Consider the following 14780-nt stretch of genomic DNA (forward strand, 5'->3'; position numbering starts at 1 on the left):
CCGATCAACGCTCTCGGCTCCATTCCTCCCCTGGCCGAGGGGAGGTGGCGGTCCGAAGGCCTGACGAAGGGGTGTCCCGGCCCAACGACAAAGGAGACATCTCTACCGACGATACCCCTCCACCATGCAGGGGAGGAACGCGGGTCGGCCGGGTCCGAAGGCGATCCGGCCCAAGGTGCGCTGGTTCGCAACCAGCCAGCCTGCCTGGATTTCGCATGACCCTTTACGCTCGGCCCCGTGATCCTCGGCCATGGCGATCCTCTCGTGGCGCGATCGCCGAAGGAGCTGAATAGCGGGGAAACCCATGCCCCTTATCCGAGTACGCCCGGCCAACCTCCGGGACAGGCATGAAAAAAGGCGACCCCCGAAAGGGCCGCCTTCCTGCTTCACGCATTCCGATCCGTGGATCAGAAGTCGTTGCGATACTGCTCGTTGCCGATGAAGCCGAGCTTGGACACCGCCGAGCGCTTGATCACCGCCAGGGTCTCGTCGACCTTGGCGTATTTCGCGTCGGGGGCGGGCTGGAAGTGCAATTCCGGCTCGGGGTTCATGGCAGCCGACTGGTCCAGATACTGACGCAGCGTCACCTCGTCGACCGGCGAACCGTTCCAGGTCACCGTGCCGGCGGCGTCGATACCGACCTTGTTCTTCTCGGTGTTCACGACCGGCGTGTTGTTCTTCGAGTTGACCGGCAGGTCGACCTTCACCGCGTGAGTCTGGATCGGGATGGTGATGATGAACATGATGAGGAGCACGAGCATGACGTCGATCAACGGCGTCGTGTTCATGTCCATCATCGGCTCGCCATCATCGGATCCGGCGCTCATTGCCATGGCGTGCTAACTCCTATTCTGTCCGCCCGGCCGATCAGGCGCGGGGGTTGCCGCCGGGGGGCGGCTCGGAGATGAAGCCGACCCGGGCGAAACCGGCCTGCTGCATCGTGTAGATGGTGCCACCGATGCACCGATAGGGCGTATTCACGTCACCGCGGATATGCGCTTCGGGCAACTGGTCGGGCGTGATGTTGTTGCCAAGACGCTCGACTTCGGCCTTCAGCTTCTGAACGGCCTTGTCGCGCAGTTCCGTCGAGGTGACGGGGCTGAGACCCCAATACACCTTGCACTGTCCGTCGACGCTGGTCACCGACAGCGAGACATTTTCCGGCTTCGTCGTCGTCGGATCGAAGCGGACGCTCGGCAGTTTCAGCGGAACGGTCTGAATCACGACCGGAACCGCGATCAGGAAGATGATGAGGAGCACCAGCATGACGTCCACGAGGGGCGTCGTGTTGATCTCCGACATCGGTTTCTCGGCGGAGTCACCGCCAACGCTCATCGCCATGAGAGAGCTATCCTATCCATGCATTCTATCGCCGCCGCAAAGGGTCGGCGGGGGGTGGCGGGGCCGTGTCCCGAAAGACCGGTCCCCGCCCCCTTAGGCTCAGGCGCGGGTCTGAACGCCACCGGCCTGACCGGCCGTGGTGGTCGCGGCCGGAGCCTTGACAGCGGCCGGCTTGGCGGCGCCGACGGTGGCCGGACGAACCGCACCGTTCGAGGCCAGGAAGCCCAGCACGTCGTTCGAGAACGCCGACAGGTCTTCGGCGATGCCCTTGTTGCGACGCTGCAGCCAGTTGTAGGCGAGCACGGCCGGAACCGCGACGACGAGACCCAGGGCGGTCATGATGAGCGCTTCACCGACGGGGCCTGCGACCGCGTCGATCGAGGCCTGGCCCGACGAGCCGATCTTGATGAGCGCGCGGTAGATGCCGATAACCGTACCGAACAGACCGATGAACGGCGCGGTCGCACCGACGGTCGCCAGGAAGGCGAGACCGCCGCCCAGCTTCGAGTTGATAGCGGCTTCCGAGCGCGCCAGCGAACCGTGCAGCCAGTCATGCGCCTCGACCGGATCGGTCAGCTTCGAGTGCTGATCCTGAGCGGCCAGACCGTCGTCGACGATCTGCTTGTAGGCCGAGTTCTTCTCGAGCTTGGCCGAGCCCTCGCGCAGCGAGTTCGACGACCAGAAGCCCTGACGGACGCGCTTGGCCTGGTTGATGATCTTCTGCTGCTCGAACAGCTTCGAGAACAGGATGTAGAACGAGACGATCGACATCAAGCAGAGGATGGTGAACACCGACTGCGAGATCAGGCCGCCCTCTTTCAGAGCCTGGCCCAGGCCGTACGGATTTTCGGCACCGGCCGCTGCGCCGCCCGCGGCGAGGATGGTGGTGAGCATGATTGGTTAGGTCCTCTGACTAAAGCGTTGAATTCTGGTTCGGCACGGGGCCGTTATTCTTGTGGCAACTGCCAGCGTACAGGAAGCGTGTAGGACGATGTGATCGCATTGCCGTTTTCGTCCTTGGCGGGCGTGAAGCGCACGCGCGCCTTGGCGATCCGGCAGGTCGTATCGTCGAGCGCGCGGTTGTTGCTGCTCGTCGTGACGACGCAATCGGTCACTCGCCCATCCGTTCCGACCGTCAGCTTGGCCACCACGCGGCCTTCCGCGCCTTCGCGCTGAGCCGAGGGAGGATAGGCGTCGGGGCCGAAGAACTGGCCGGGATTGCCCTTCAGACCGGCCGCCTGCGAGACGCGCAGCGGAGCCGGCGGTGCGGGCGGTGCGGGCGGCGCAGGCGGGGCCGGCGGTGCGGTCGGCTGACTCAGCGGGATGACGGACGTCGTCTGGATCGCAACGGCCGGCACGGGCACGTTCACGATAGGCGGCGGCGTCACCACCGTGGTCGGCGGCGGCGGCACGTTCGGCTGTTCCGGCGGCGGGGGCGGCGGTTCATCCGGTGGTGGCGGGGGCGGGGGCTCTTGCACGTCGAACGTGTCGAGCTTTTCGGTCGCCTTCTTCACGTACTGGTATGCCAGTCCCGTGACGAAGGCGTAGCCCAGGGCAGCATGGATGAGCACGACGATAACGATCGCGACCACCTTGCCCCCGGACATCTTCTGGTCAGTATAGGCCATTCAGCAACGAAACTCCTCAGTCTGCCAGTTTCGCCTCGCCGTAGCGTGGGGACGTGGGAAACTCCTGCCATGCTCTTTCGGCATGCGGCAGAGCCTTGGACCCTATCGTCCCGGCTGGCGCGGCGCAATCAGTTTGTCGGACGTAACAAACGTACAATCACGCCATGACGAAATTATTTCTGTACCGTTAATGCGCGACCGAGTAGCCCGAACGTATGAATCCCCTGTCCCACGCCATTCGCGCGAGCGTCTTGACGCTGGCGATTCCCCTGGCCGCAGCGCCGCTTGCGGCCCAGCAGGCCACCCTGCCCTCGCCCCGGATTGGTCAGGCCGGAGTGCCGGACGCGGTGACGGGTCCGGGCTATGCCGATCTGGCCGACCTGGTGTTGTCGGCCCCGGTGATCGCCGACGTCACCATCCGATCGGCTACCGCGATCAAGGGCGCCGAAGCGGCAGGCGTCGCCCCTGGGCATCAGCGATTCTATGTCGAGGCGGATGTCGGCGCGCTGATTCGCGGCGCAGGGGGCCTGCCCGCCCGAATCGGCTATCTCTTTGATCCCGCGCTGGATGCACGCGGCCGCGCGCCCAAGCTGAAGAAGATGCGCGTCCTGATCTATGCGCGGCGGGTTCCGAACGCGGCCGACCAGTTGCAGCTCGTCGCCCCCGACGCGCAACTGCCGTGGAGCGCCGATCTCGAACAGCGCAGCCGCACGATCGTCCGCGAGGCGCTGTCCCCTGACGCGCCGCCGGTCATCAACGGAATCAGCAACGCCTTCTACGTGCCCGGCAGCCTGCCCGGCGAAGGCGAGACCCAGATCTTCCTCACCACCGCCAGCAATCGCCCCGTCACCCTGTCGATCCTGCGACGACCGGGCGAGGAGCGTCGCTGGGCCGTCGCGCTGAGCGAGATCGTCGACGAATCGGCCGCCCCGCCGCCGCGCGACACGCTGCTCTGGTACAGGCTTGCCTGCGCGCTGCCCGAATCACTTCCCGATCGCAGCACCGCCTCGCTGGCGCCGCAGGACGCACAGGCGGCGCAGGAGGATTATCGATTCGTCCTGCAACGCTTGGGTCCGTGCGGACGCGAACGTCAGCTTCCCAGCACCAGCAACTGACCCGTGACGGCATGGGCGGCGGACAGATAGGCGACCGCCGCCTCGATCGCCGCTGGGGACGATTCGGCTGAGGGAAAGACGGCATTGATCCGAACCGCGGGCGCGGCGATCACGGCCAGCGGGCCGATCGCCGCCTCCGCGATCGCCTGGGCGAGCCGATCGCGACCGGGCAGGAACACCAGGACCAGATCGATGCCCGGATGCGCCGCCACGACGATCGACGGATCATCGAGCGGCGACAGGTCGATCCGGCGCGCGCGCGCTGCCCCGTGCGCGATCACGGGGATCAGCGGCGATGGCGGACCAGCGTGATGCCGATCGCCTCGCCATCCTCGGAAATCGCCAGCTTCACGATCTTGATCTGCACGCGGCGCACCCGCTTGTCCTGAAGGAACAGCGTATCGCAGATATGGTCCGCAACCCCCTCGATCAGCGTGAAATGCACGCCCTCGGGCAGCATCGTGGCGGCGTGTTTCAGGTCGAGATAGTTTTTCGACTCGGTCAGCGGCGTGTCCGGCGTGTAGCGCGCCGGACAGTCGAGATCGACGGTCAGCGAGATCCGCAGCGGCTGCGGCAGATGGGTTTCCTCGGAATAGATGCCGGTCAGCACCTGCACTTCGAGATCATGGACTTCGAGCTGGAGACGGTCTTCCATGCCAGCGCCTCTAGCAGAGCGTACGCCCAAAGGAAGAGCGAGAGGCTTGCATCCCGCTCGCGACAGGCTAAGGCGCGCCCTTTCCCATTCCCCCTCCCCGCCGATCGGCCCGCGCATCCCATCATGATCCAGTTTGTCCCACTCGAAACGGTCGCGCCCGCCGAGGTCGAGGCGCTGCTCGACCGCGCCTTTCCGCCGGGGCGACAGGCGCGCACGGCGTACAAGGTCCGCGGGGCCGCCGCGCCGATCGATTCGCTCTGCTTCGCCGCCCTCGACGCGGACGGCACGCTGCTCGGATCGATCCAGTGCTGGCCGGTCGCGCTGACCGACGAGGCGGGGGATGCGCATCCGATGATCATGATCGGCCCGGTCGCGGTCGCGCCCGATCGCCAGCGCGACGGGATCGGGCGGCAGCTGTTCCTGCACATGGTGGCGGCGGCCGAAACCCAGGGCCTGGACCAGGCCATGATGCTGATCGGCGATCCAGAATATTATGGCCGCTTCTTCGGCTTCACCGCCGAGCGGACGGCCGGCTGGCGCCTGCCCGGCCCCGTCGAGCGGCATCGCCTGTTGTCGCGGGGCGATGGGATCCCCGCTCTGGCCGGAACGCTCGGCCCCGGCACAGCCGCCGCCCCGGGCCTGATGGCCTGAGGCTTTCGGCCGGCCGGGCTTTACCTGTCGGGCCTGCATCCCTAACTCCGTTCCATGCCGATGGCGCCGCCCCCTGACCTGTCTTCGCTCAGCCTCACCGAGATCGTGCAGGCTATGGAGGCGCAGAAACTCCCCCCCGTATCGCAGTGGAATCCCGCGCATTGCGGCGACAGCGAGATGCGGATCGCCCGCGACGGCACCTGGTTTCATCAGGGCAGCCCGATCACCCGGCCCGCGATGGTCCGCCTGTTCTCCACCATCCTGCGGCGCGAGGCGGATGGCCGCCATGTGCTGGTCACCCCGGTCGAGAAGCTCGACATCGCGGTGGATGACGCCCCCTTCGTCGCGGTCGCGCTGAAGGTCGAGGGCGAAGGACAGGCGAGCCGCCTGCTGTTCCAGCTCAACACCGGCGACCTCGTGGCGGCCGGGCCGGAACACGCTCTGCGCTTTACCGAGGGCGAGGAAGGCCCCCGCCCCTATCTGCATGTCCGCGACCGCCTGGAGGCGCTGATCGCGCGGCCGGTCTATTATGAACTGGCCGAACGCGCATTGGCGGACGAGGGCGGAACGACGCCGGGCCTGTGGAGCGACGGCGTCTTCTTTCCCCTCGCGCCCTCGGCCGCCGCATGACGCTGGCCGAAAGGCTGGCGCAGGCGATGACCCAGCGTCCGGCCGCCGATCTGTTGACCGGCGACGATGTTCGGCTGGCCGAGATCGATGCGAAGCCGACCGCCGCCGCCGTGCTGGTCCCCGTCACCGACCGGGCGGAACCGGGCATCGTCCTGACCCAGCGGACCGAGACGTTGCGCAACCATGCGGGCCAGATCGCCTTTCCTGGCGGCCGCGCCGATCCCGGCGACGTCGATCTGGTCGCGACCGCGCTGCGCGAGGCGGAAGAGGAGATCGGCCTGTCGCCGCGTGCCGTCACGGTCGTCGGGCTTGCCGATCGCTACCGCACCGTCACCGGATTCGAGGTCACGCCGGTCGTCGGCGTGATCCCACCTGACCTGAACCTTCACCCGTCCGAGGCGGAGGTCGCCAGCCTGTTCGAGGTGCCGCTGGCCTATGTCCTCGATCCCGCCCATCACCGCCGGGTCAGCGCGCCGTGGCGCGGGCAGACCCGCCATTTCTACGAGATTTTATGGAACGACCGACGCATCTGGGGCGCGACCGCCGCGATGATCGTCAACCTGTCGCGGCGGCTGCGATGGGCGGCATGACCCCGCCGACCGCGCCCTGGGCCGATCGCCCCGAACTGGTCGCGCTGGCCGAGCGTCTGGAAGCCCGCTTCGTGGGCGGCGCAGTGCGCGACTCGCTGCTGGGCATGCCCGTCGCCGATATCGACCTCGCCACGCCGCTGTCGCCGGAAACCGTCATCGGCCTGGTCCGCGAGAGCGGGTTCAAGCCGGTGCCGACCGGCATCGCGCATGGCACGATCACCGCCGTCCTGCCCGACGGCCCCGTCGAGGTGACGACGCTGCGCCGCGACGTATCGACCGATGGCCGCCATGCCGTGGTCGCCTTCACCGACGACTGGCGCGAGGATGCGGCGCGCCGCGACTTCACGATGAACGCGCTTTATGCCGATCCGGCGACGGGCGCGCTGTTCGACTATTTCGGCGGACTGGAGGATCTGAAGGCGGGGCGCGTCCGCTTCATCGGCGACCCTCTTCAGCGGATTGCCGAGGATCATTTGCGCATCATGCGCTTCTTCCGGTTTCATGCCCGTTTCGGTCATGCGATCGACGAAAGCGGACTGGCCGCCTGCACCGCGCGCGCCAACGACCTGATGGCGCTCTCGCGCGAGCGGATCGCGGCGGAACTGCTCAAGCTGCTCGTCGCCCCGCGCGCGGTGCCGGTCATCGCCCTGATGGTCGAACATGGCATCTTCCGCGCGGTCATCCCCGAAATCGATGCGAGCGGCAGCGAGCGCCTCGCGCGGCTGGCCGAGCGCGAGGCAATGGCGGGCGTCATGCCCGATGCCGTCCGGCGGCTGGCCGCACTGCTCCCCCCCGAAGCGGCCGAGCCGGTGGGCGCGCGGCTGAAGCTGTCCAACGCCGATCGCAAGCGCCTGATCGCCGCGACCGCAGGTGCGGGCGACGAGGGGTCGCGCGCGCTCGCCTATCGCGCGGGCGTGGCCGGGGCGATCGACCGGCTGCTGCTGTCGGGCGAGTCGGTCGAGGCGATCCGCGACTGGACGCCGCCCGCCCTGCCGATCACCGGCGGCGCGCTGGTGGAGCGCGGCGTGCGCAAGGGGCCGGACGTCGCCCGGCTGCTTCGCCAGATCGAGACCCGGTGGATCGCGGAAGGCTTTCCGGGGGAATCGCGCGTCGCGGAACTGGCGGACCTGATCGTGGCCCAGGCGGACGCGGCTCAGGCCTGATTGGCGATCATCGCCCAGGCCGCATCGGGATCGAGCGGCCGGGCATAGTGAAAGCCCTGGCCAAAGGTGCAGCCGAGCGCGGCCATCGTCTGGCCCAGTTCGACCGTCTCGATACCCTCGGCGGTGGTCTTCATCCCCAGCGCCTGCGCGAGGCCCAGGATCGCGCGGACGATGGCGAGCTTGTCGCGATCGGCCAGCATGCCGTTGACGAAGCTGCGGTCGATCTTGAGGATATCGATGGGCAGTTTCTGAAGATAGGCCAGGTTGGAATAGCCGGTCCCGAAATCGTCCATCGCAATCGTCGTGCCCAGCGCCTTCAGCGCGTCCATGATGTTGCTCACGCGGGCCGGGTCGCCGACGATCGTGCTTTCGGTCAGTTCCAGGGTCAGCCGATCCCCCGCGATACCCGATCGGGCAAGCGCGGCGTCGATCATGCTGGCGATATCGTCGCGCTGAAGCTGGATCGCCGAGACGTTGACCGACATGCGCATCACCCCGGCGTTGCCACTCATGCCCAGCGCCGCCCGATCCCATTCCGCCAGTTGCGCCACCGCCTGGTTCACCGCCCAACGGCCCAGCGGCACGATCAGGCCCGACTCCTCGGCCACCGGAATGAAGTCGACCGGGGAGTGCTCGCGGCCCTCCGCATCGCGCCAGCGCGCCAGCGCCTCGAACGCCACCACCTTGCCCGAGGACAGGTCGCAGATCGGTTGATAGGCGAGATGCAGCTCTTCCTGCTCGATCGCACGGCGCAGCGCCGTCTCCAGGGCGAACTGCTCGCGCGCGATGGTGAAGGCATGGGGATGATAGACCTGGGTGCGCCCCGCCGCCTTGGCATGTTTCACCGCGAATTGGGCGTGGCGGATCAGTTCCTCGGCATCGCCATCGCGGTCGGCATTGAAGGCGATGCCGACCGATCCTTCCACATTGACCTCGAAATCGGTCAGCCGGAACGGCGCGCGGAGGGCGCGATCCAGCCGCTCGGCCAGATTGTGCGCCTCCTCCTTGCCCTCGTCGATTCTCATCAGGATACCGAATTCATTGCCGCCGATCCGGCCGATCGAATCGCGCGTTCGCAGCGCCCCCTTCAACCGGCGCGCCACCGTGATCAGCAGTTCGTCGGCGACCAGCGACCCCATACAGGCGTTCAGCCGACCGAAGCGGTTGAGATCGATGACCAGCACGGCATGGCGATGCCCGCTTTCCATCATCGCCTCGATCAGGTCCCCGAACCCCTGCCGATTGGGCAGGCCGGTCAGGCTGTCCGTGGTCATTTCCCGCCGCAGGCTGCGTTCAGTATGATGGCGCGCGGTATGGTCGACCAGCATCAGGATGCAGGAAACCGCGTCGACCTCCGCCGGACGGGTCAACGTCACCTGGAAGTAGCGGCAGTCGATGACATCGCCCAGGGTGAGCGAGAACTCGACCGACCGGTGCGCAGAGTCGAGGAATAGCGCGATCCGATCGCCCAGTTCCTCCAGCAGCAGCGCCTGCGCGTTCCGATCCCCCAGGCCGGCCCGGCGGAAAGCCTCATTGGCATGAAGGACGGCCGGTTGCCCGCTGGCCAATACGATCTCGGCCGCCGGGATCGCCATGATATCGATCGCGCACGCGGTCAGCGACACGGAATCACGCGTCGTCGCTCGCGGTGTCGGATATGCAATCGAGGCCATTTGCCATCGATATACCCCGCGAACGTTAAAACCCCCTAAAATTCCCGGAAATTTTCCAGGCGCTGGTCAAAACCGGCACGGTTTCGAATCCGTTTCGGCCCCTTCTCCATCAATCGAAACGGTTGTCCCGCGGGAAGCCGGTCGGCGGCATGCGCCCCGCCGCGCCCCGGGCGGTGCGCCAGGCGGACAGATCGGCTTCGGTCCGCACGCGCCCGGTCTCGCCCCCCATCGCCCAGCTCAGCCCGTCCTTGAACGTGAAGGTCGTCGCATCCGACAGCCCTCCATCGCGATAGCGTTGCAACTGAACGCCCGTCCCCCGCGACAGTTCGACGAACTCGGTCAGCGGGAAGACCAGGAGCTTCCGGTTGTCGCCGATCGCCGCAATATAGTCATGCTCCGGCCCGACCGGCCGGACGACCTTCAACAGCGCGCCCGCGCGCGGGGTCAGCACGGTCTTGCCCTTGCGCGTCTCGGCAATCGTGTCGGCGACCGGGACGACGAAGCCGCGCCCGTCGGACGCCGCGACCAGTAACTTGGCCGCTCGGGAGGCGGGCAGGAACCCCGCAATGCCGATCGAGCCGTCCAGGTCGATCATCGCGCGCACCGGCTCGCCAAAGCCGCGTCCGCCGGGCAGCTTGTCGGCGGCCAGCGTGAAGAACCGGCCATTGGCGGCGGCCAGCAACAGCTTGTCGGTGGTCTGCGCATGGAAGGCGAAGGCGGGGCCGTCGCCTTCCTTGAACTTGGCGGTGTCGGCCGAGGCGAGGTCGACATGCCCCTTCATCGCGCGAATCCAGCCGCGTTGCGACAGGATGACGGTGATCGGCTCCCGCTCGATCATCGCCTCCAGCGGAATGTCGCGTGTGGGTGCGGCCTCCTCGATCAGCGTGCGGCGGGCGCCCAAAGCGGTTTCGGGACCATAACGGTCGCGGATCCTGCCCAGGTCCTTCTTCATCCGCGTCCGCTGCCGCGCCTCGGAGCCCAGCAACAGGGTCAGTTGCTCGCGTTCCTTGTCGAGCTTGTCGCGCTCGCCGCGAATCTCGAACTCCTCAAGTCGACGGAGCGAGCGCAGCCGCATATTCAGGATCGCCTCGGCCTGCCGGTCGGTCAGGCGGAATTCGGCGATCATCACCGCCTTGGGCTCATCCTCGGTACGGATGATCTCGATCACCCGGTCGAGGTTGAGATAGGCGACCAGATAGCCGTCGAGCAGTTCGATCCGGTCGGCGATCTTGCCCAGACGATGCTCGGAGCGGCGGCGCAGCACCACGAACTGATGGTCGACCCAGGCGGACAGCGCCTCGCGCAAGCTCATGACGCGCGGGGTCCGATCCTTGTCGAGGACGTTGAGGTTCAGGCTGATCCGCGTCTCCAGATCGGAAAAGCGGAACAGCCCGTCCATCAGCACCTGCGGATCGACGGTCCGGCTGCGCGGCTCCAGCACGATGCGGACCTGCGCGTCCGATTCGTCGCGAATGTCCGCCAGGATCGGCAGCTTCTTGTCGTTGATCAGCGTGGCGATCTGTTCGATCAGCTTGCCCTTGGCGACGCCGTAAGGAATTTCGCTGATCACGATCTGCCAGCCGCCGCCCTTCTCCCGCTCGATGTCCCAACGGGCACGGACGCGAAAGCCGCCCCGCCCGGTGGTGTAGCTTTCGCGCAGGATTGCGGGCGCATCGACGACGATGCCGCCAGTCGGGAAGTCCGGCCCCTTGACCAGCGACAGGATCGCGTCGTCATCGGCATCCGGCCGATCGACCAGCAGGATCGCGGCGTCCAGCAGTTCGGCGGCATTGTGCGGCGGGATGCTGGTCGCCATGCCGACCGCGATGCCGCTCGCCCCGTTCGCCAGCAGATTGGGGAACAGGCCGGGGAACAGCTCGGGCTCCTGCTCCTCGCCATTATAGGTCGGGCGATAGGCGACGGCGTCTTCGTCCAGGCCGTCCATCAGGTCGATCGCGACCTGGGTCAGCCGTGCCTCGGTGTAACGATAGGCGGCGGCGTTATCGCCATCGATATTGCCGAAATTGCCCTGCCCGTCGACCAGCGGATAGCGCAACGCGAAATCCTGCGCGAGGCGGACCATCGCGTCGTACACCGACTGGTCGCCATGCGGGTGATATTTACCGATCACGTCGCCGACGACGCGCGCGCATTTCTTGTAACCCGCCGCCGGGTCGAGCTTGAGCAGCCGCATCGCCCAGAGAAGACGCCTGTGAACAGGCTTGAGGCCGTCGCGCACATCGGGCAGCGAGCGCGCGGTGATCGTGGACAGCGCATAGACGAGATACCGCTCCGACAGCGCACTGTCGAAGGGTGCGTCCAATATGCCGACGGGAGGATTGTCGCGGAGATCGATCGCCATGGGAGCCCAGCTTCTAGCAAGCCCGCGCCTGGGGAGCAATCCGCCAGATCAAATCGGGAACGTCCGGGTTTGTGTGGAGGGTGTCCTGCTTCACATTCCCACCGTGCCCGGCGCCGACTTTGCGGCTCCAAGACCAACCAGCTTAGCGAACCACGCTCTGCGCCAACGCCGCCCGATCGATTACATCTACTGCAAGATCAATTGACTCTACTCGCATCGCTACACCCGCAAAGATGATCGCGATACCGAGGCCATGATCCATTTCGACCCAGCCATCTCACCGGCTTATCTGAGCGAATCGGTCATTTTTTCCAATATGATGTCCGCCTTTGCCTGCATGTCATTCAATGCGAATGACTTGGAAATCAGGGAAACAGACAAAACCTTCTGCTTTCCTGTCCACATGTCGGTCACGCGCGAACCGGAACCTGGCAATGATACAAACGTCCGGGCAACAGCGCCGCCATTTACGACAGCGACGGTTTCGCTCGAAGCATGGCCCACACTCATCTCCCCCCCTGTCGGAAGCGATAAATCCATATAGGTTGCGACCAGCGTAAAGCCTGGGCATTTATAAGTCGACACGACACCATTGAGACGCTTGGTGCCCGACACTTCATATCCCATGGGATGACTAACGACTGTCAGACACCCCGGGAACGGCTCGACATGCAGGATCGCAGGCCCCTCGGAGTACCCCTCTCGTCGAGCGTGATTGGCAAGCCGGAAATGTTCGGCCGTCACGGCATTCTCGTCCACATCCGTCAATTGCTCGGGTGGGATGGGGCGTGCAGCACTAGATGGCGCGTGCGGATGATCTTCAATGAAATCCCGCCCCTTTTGGAAATTTCCAGTAGCCGATGCAATTGATGCCTGCATAAGCATTGCAGTAATAATAGTTATCATTACCATCCTCCCTAACACGCCACAGCACAATTGATGCTCGCCTGGGTCGTTGCGCAGGGAACATTGCATGTTTGCATTTGCGTCCCTGCCGGGCAATTGCGCGGATTGGAAACCCTATGACCCGATTTAACTCTTACACCGGAACAGAAACTACATCGGACTTTCATCTGCAAAACACGACGACCAGAACCTTGTCGGGTTGCCGACCTATTATAAGTGACATTGGTAAATGAAGATATTTCGATATCCCAAGCTCGATAATCGGCAGCAAATCTTCCACCGGTCGCGACGTCGCAGATAATATGAGAGTCAAAATCAGCGCCATTCATAGATGCGTTATTTTGACAACGCGCCGAACCACGCCCTAGAACCAAGCAAAGCCGCGACCAAAAGCGATGACCCAGCGACCCCAGATCACCTCTATTCTTTTTCGATCAAATATTTTACTCAAAAGCAATCTTGAGTCAACAGTGACGTATATCTTAATAGTAAATGGGGCTATTGGCCACGATATGAATTGGTATTAACATAGAAATTACTGTTATAGATTACATTTTATAGATTCTGAATGGTTTTTACTGAAAGATACAAACAAATACATGACCAAAACATAACATACTATCACGCATTTTATAGACGAAGGTCGAGCCGCATCGCGCGTGTACTGAAAGGTGACTGCCGCTAGTGCGGCCGCCCGGCCAACCACATTCCGTTGGCTACGGTAAATATCCCAAACCAACTGCTGGCAATGCCGAACTTCTCGCTCGATCCGCCAGACACGCCGGTGATGGCTTCATAGCCACCCAGAGCACCGTGATTGTCATAACCCACATCAAAGCGCCATGCGCAGCATTCGACGAAAATGGAGGACGTCCGGCCCGAACCACCGACCGTTCGCGAGGCAACCGGAATCGAAACCCGTCACCATCGCCCCCATGCGCTGACAATCACACGCCGCGCATATCCGCGATGGGGCAGCGGTGCGTGCCAGTCTCGCGCGCGCCAGCCACCTATGTTACCCACTCGTTGACCAAGGATATGATGCCTACCGGCCGCCCCGCTCCCTGCACAAGGCCGAGAGCCGCCCCGATCATCCCGGACGTGCGAGAAAATGCCTTATGCCGCACCGAGGATTCCCTTGGCGCCGCGCCGCGATACGACACACTGACCGACGACCTTCTTCCGGGCATCGCCACCGCATTCACCGCGCAGCCCTGATCGAGCCTCGGCCTCCGACAGCCCAAAAACGACAAAGCGGGCGCGGTGGGAGCCGCGCCCGCTTCGTTTCCGGCGATACCGATCGGGTTACGCCTGGGTCGCCTGCGCCTGCGCCACATCCTGCTGGAAGTGATCGCCCGCGGCGACGGTGCAGTTCTGGAAGGCGACGGGAGTGAAGGTCTCGACGCCCGCGACTTCCTCATCGGTCACGGCCTTGCCCTTGGCATTGTGGGCGGGGGCGAAGGCGACGACCTCGGGGCGGAAGGTGGCGAGGACATCGGCGGTATCCCGGCACGCGACGGTGCGCTCCTTGTTGCCGCTCTTCACCACGGCGATCGCTTCCATGCCGTTCGCCAGCGGAACACGCGCCTGTTCCCAGATCTGTGGCGCATGCGCCGCCCGCATCGGCTGTGCGACGGCAACACCCGTCGTCAGCATCAGGGCTCCACCAACAACACCGATCATCAGCTTGTTCATGACTACCTCCTTTGCAAGCATCGCCAAAACCCATGACTTCAATGATCGGTTTCCTGTTCTTTTGACATTGCCATTTATTCACGATTCATAGATTTTTCTTCCATGATGTCGCACGCATTACATGATCGTCATGCGGAATTTCTTGCGGCCGATGACATGCGATGCGCGCGCACGCTTCCATTGCGCCCGCCCCTCCCTTCCATTATAGGCCCGCCATCCCGCCTCGGGCCTCAGCATGGGGGCGCCGGGGCTGTACTCATTTCAGGGGACCGCCGCATGGCTCGCCGCCGCCAAATCTACGAAGGCAAGGCCAAGATCCTGTACGAGGGCCCCGAGCCCGGCACGCTGATCCAGTATTTCAAGGACGACGC

Annotated in this window: 15 protein-coding genes and 1 pseudogene; 6 read left to right on the forward strand and 10 right to left on the reverse strand. The window is 64.8% G+C overall.

The annotated features are described in order from the left end of the window. Positions 1 to 407: 407 nt before the first annotated feature. The 4 genes from ABDV78_RS15370 to ABDV78_RS15385 form a co-directional block, all read right to left on the reverse strand. The gene (locus ABDV78_RS15370) at positions 408 to 833 is read right to left on the reverse strand and encodes a biopolymer transporter ExbD (RefSeq protein WP_343528311.1); all 426 of its coding nucleotides are present in this window, start codon (positions 831 to 833) and stop codon (positions 408 to 410) included. A gap of 34 nt (positions 834 to 867) precedes the next feature. After that, on the reverse strand, positions 868 to 1341 hold the full coding sequence (locus ABDV78_RS15375) for a biopolymer transporter ExbD (protein WP_343528312.1): 474 nt from the start codon (positions 1339 to 1341) through the stop codon (positions 868 to 870). Between the two features lie 99 nt (positions 1342 to 1440). Continuing rightward, entirely contained in the window at positions 1441 to 2235 is a 795-nt protein-coding gene (locus tag ABDV78_RS15380; RefSeq protein ID WP_343528313.1) for a MotA/TolQ/ExbB proton channel family protein, read from the reverse strand. A 53-nt stretch (positions 2236 to 2288) separates the two neighbouring features. After that, entirely contained in the window at positions 2289 to 2969 is a 681-nt protein-coding gene (locus ABDV78_RS15385) for an energy transducer TonB (RefSeq protein ID WP_343528314.1), read from the reverse strand. 251 nt (positions 2970 to 3220) lie between these two features. On the opposite strand from ABDV78_RS15385, the gene ABDV78_RS15390 reads away from it, so the two are divergent. After that, the gene (locus tag ABDV78_RS15390) at positions 3221 to 4084 is read left to right on the forward strand and encodes a hypothetical protein (RefSeq protein ID WP_343528316.1); all 864 of its coding nucleotides are present in this window, start codon (positions 3221 to 3223) and stop codon (positions 4082 to 4084) included. On the opposite strand, the gene ABDV78_RS15395 is transcribed toward ABDV78_RS15390, so the two are convergent. After that, a complete protein-coding gene (locus tag ABDV78_RS15395; RefSeq protein WP_343528317.1) occupies positions 4060 to 4365 on the reverse strand; it encodes a Rossmann fold domain-containing protein in 306 nt (101 codons plus the stop codon). The two genes, ABDV78_RS15390 and ABDV78_RS15395, sit on opposite strands and share 25 nt — an antisense overlap. A gap of 5 nt (positions 4366 to 4370) precedes the next feature. Next, positions 4371 to 4739 (reverse strand): dihydroneopterin aldolase, encoded by a 369-nt coding sequence (locus tag ABDV78_RS15400; protein WP_343528318.1) that lies wholly within the window; start codon positions 4737 to 4739, stop codon positions 4371 to 4373. 123 nt (positions 4740 to 4862) lie between these two features. On the opposite strand from ABDV78_RS15400, the gene ABDV78_RS15405 reads away from it, so the two are divergent. Genes ABDV78_RS15405 through ABDV78_RS15420 form a run of 4 tightly spaced genes read left to right on the forward strand, consistent with a single transcriptional unit; the run spans position 4863 to position 7773 of the window. After that, positions 4863 to 5390: an N-acetyltransferase gene (locus ABDV78_RS15405; RefSeq protein ID WP_343528319.1), complete on the forward strand. Its 528-nt coding sequence runs from the start codon at positions 4863 to 4865 to the stop codon at positions 5388 to 5390. Positions 5391 to 5444: 54 nt separating this feature from the next. Further along, on the forward strand, positions 5445 to 6020 hold the full coding sequence (locus tag ABDV78_RS15410) for a DUF1285 domain-containing protein (RefSeq protein ID WP_343528320.1): 576 nt from the start codon (positions 5445 to 5447) through the stop codon (positions 6018 to 6020). After that, positions 6017 to 6610 carry a CoA pyrophosphatase gene (locus ABDV78_RS15415; RefSeq protein WP_343528321.1) on the forward strand — a complete coding sequence of 198 codons (594 nt, stop codon included), beginning with the start codon at positions 6017 to 6019 and terminating at the stop codon, positions 6608 to 6610. Before ABDV78_RS15410 ends, ABDV78_RS15415 begins: the two co-directional genes overlap by 4 nt. After that, positions 6598 to 7773 (forward strand): CCA tRNA nucleotidyltransferase, encoded by a 1176-nt coding sequence (locus ABDV78_RS15420; protein ID WP_343528326.1) that lies wholly within the window; start codon positions 6598 to 6600, stop codon positions 7771 to 7773. Before ABDV78_RS15415 ends, ABDV78_RS15420 begins: the two co-directional genes overlap by 13 nt. Here ABDV78_RS15420 and ABDV78_RS15425 read toward each other — a convergent pair. The 4 genes from ABDV78_RS15425 to ABDV78_RS15440 form a co-directional block, all read right to left on the reverse strand. Next, positions 7764 to 9368 carry a bifunctional diguanylate cyclase/phosphodiesterase gene (locus ABDV78_RS15425; protein WP_343528327.1) on the reverse strand — a complete coding sequence of 535 codons (1605 nt, stop codon included), beginning with the start codon at positions 9366 to 9368 and terminating at the stop codon, positions 7764 to 7766. The two genes, ABDV78_RS15420 and ABDV78_RS15425, sit on opposite strands and share 10 nt — an antisense overlap. A gap of 187 nt (positions 9369 to 9555) precedes the next feature. Next, positions 9556 to 11808, reverse strand: coding sequence for a DNA topoisomerase IV subunit A (parC, locus tag ABDV78_RS15430; RefSeq protein WP_343528322.1), 2253 nt, complete (start codon positions 11806 to 11808; stop codon positions 9556 to 9558). Positions 11809 to 12093: 285 nt separating this feature from the next. Then, the gene (locus ABDV78_RS15435; protein WP_343528323.1) at positions 12094 to 12714 is read right to left on the reverse strand and encodes a hypothetical protein; all 621 of its coding nucleotides are present in this window, start codon (positions 12712 to 12714) and stop codon (positions 12094 to 12096) included. A 1305-nt stretch (positions 12715 to 14019) separates the two neighbouring features. Beyond that, entirely contained in the window at positions 14020 to 14409 is a 390-nt protein-coding gene (locus ABDV78_RS15440; protein WP_343528324.1) for a hypothetical protein, read from the reverse strand. Positions 14410 to 14685: 276 nt separating this feature from the next. Between ABDV78_RS15440 and ABDV78_RS15445 the strand changes: the two are divergent. Continuing rightward, positions 14686 to 14780 (forward strand): annotated as a pseudogene (locus ABDV78_RS15445) (phosphoribosylaminoimidazolesuccinocarboxamide synthase); the annotation flags it as partial.

Origin of the sequence: Sphingomonas sp. (assembly GCF_039594485.1) — a bacterium.
In the GTDB taxonomy this organism is placed as follows: domain Bacteria; phylum Pseudomonadota; class Alphaproteobacteria; order Sphingomonadales; family Sphingomonadaceae; genus Sphingomonas.

Bases quoted from the DNA above. Each gene is read 5' to 3' on its own strand.
- ABDV78_RS15380 (WP_343528313.1), bottom strand. From the start codon at position 2,235: ATGCTCACCACCATCCTCGCCGCGGGCGGCGCAGCGGCCGGTGCCGAA.
- ABDV78_RS15440 (WP_343528324.1), bottom strand. From the start codon at position 14,409: ATGAACAAGCTGATGATCGGTGTTGTTGGTGGAGCCCTGATGCTGACG.
- ABDV78_RS15385 (WP_343528314.1), bottom strand. From the start codon at position 2,969: ATGGCCTATACTGACCAGAAGATGTCCGGGGGCAAGGTGGTCGCGATC.
- ABDV78_RS15405 (WP_343528319.1), top strand. From the start codon at position 4,863: ATGATCCAGTTTGTCCCACTCGAAACGGTCGCGCCCGCCGAGGTCGAG.
- ABDV78_RS15370 (WP_343528311.1), bottom strand. From the start codon at position 833: ATGGCAATGAGCGCCGGATCCGATGATGGCGAGCCGATGATGGACATG.
- ABDV78_RS15400 (WP_343528318.1), bottom strand. From the start codon at position 4,739: ATGGAAGACCGTCTCCAGCTCGAAGTCCATGATCTCGAAGTGCAGGTG.
- ABDV78_RS15415 (WP_343528321.1), top strand. From the start codon at position 6,017: ATGACGCTGGCCGAAAGGCTGGCGCAGGCGATGACCCAGCGTCCGGCC.
- ABDV78_RS15410 (WP_343528320.1), top strand. From the start codon at position 5,445: ATGCCGATGGCGCCGCCCCCTGACCTGTCTTCGCTCAGCCTCACCGAG.
- ABDV78_RS15425 (WP_343528327.1), bottom strand. From the start codon at position 9,368: ATGGCGATCCCGGCGGCCGAGATCGTATTGGCCAGCGGGCAACCGGCC.
- ABDV78_RS15375 (WP_343528312.1), bottom strand. From the start codon at position 1,341: ATGGCGATGAGCGTTGGCGGTGACTCCGCCGAGAAACCGATGTCGGAG.
- ABDV78_RS15435 (WP_343528323.1), bottom strand. From the start codon at position 12,714: ATGATAACTATTATTACTGCAATGCTTATGCAGGCATCAATTGCATCG.
- parC (WP_343528322.1), bottom strand. From the start codon at position 11,808: ATGGCGATCGATCTCCGCGACAATCCTCCCGTCGGCATATTGGACGCA.
- ABDV78_RS15420 (WP_343528326.1), top strand. From the start codon at position 6,598: ATGGGCGGCATGACCCCGCCGACCGCGCCCTGGGCCGATCGCCCCGAA.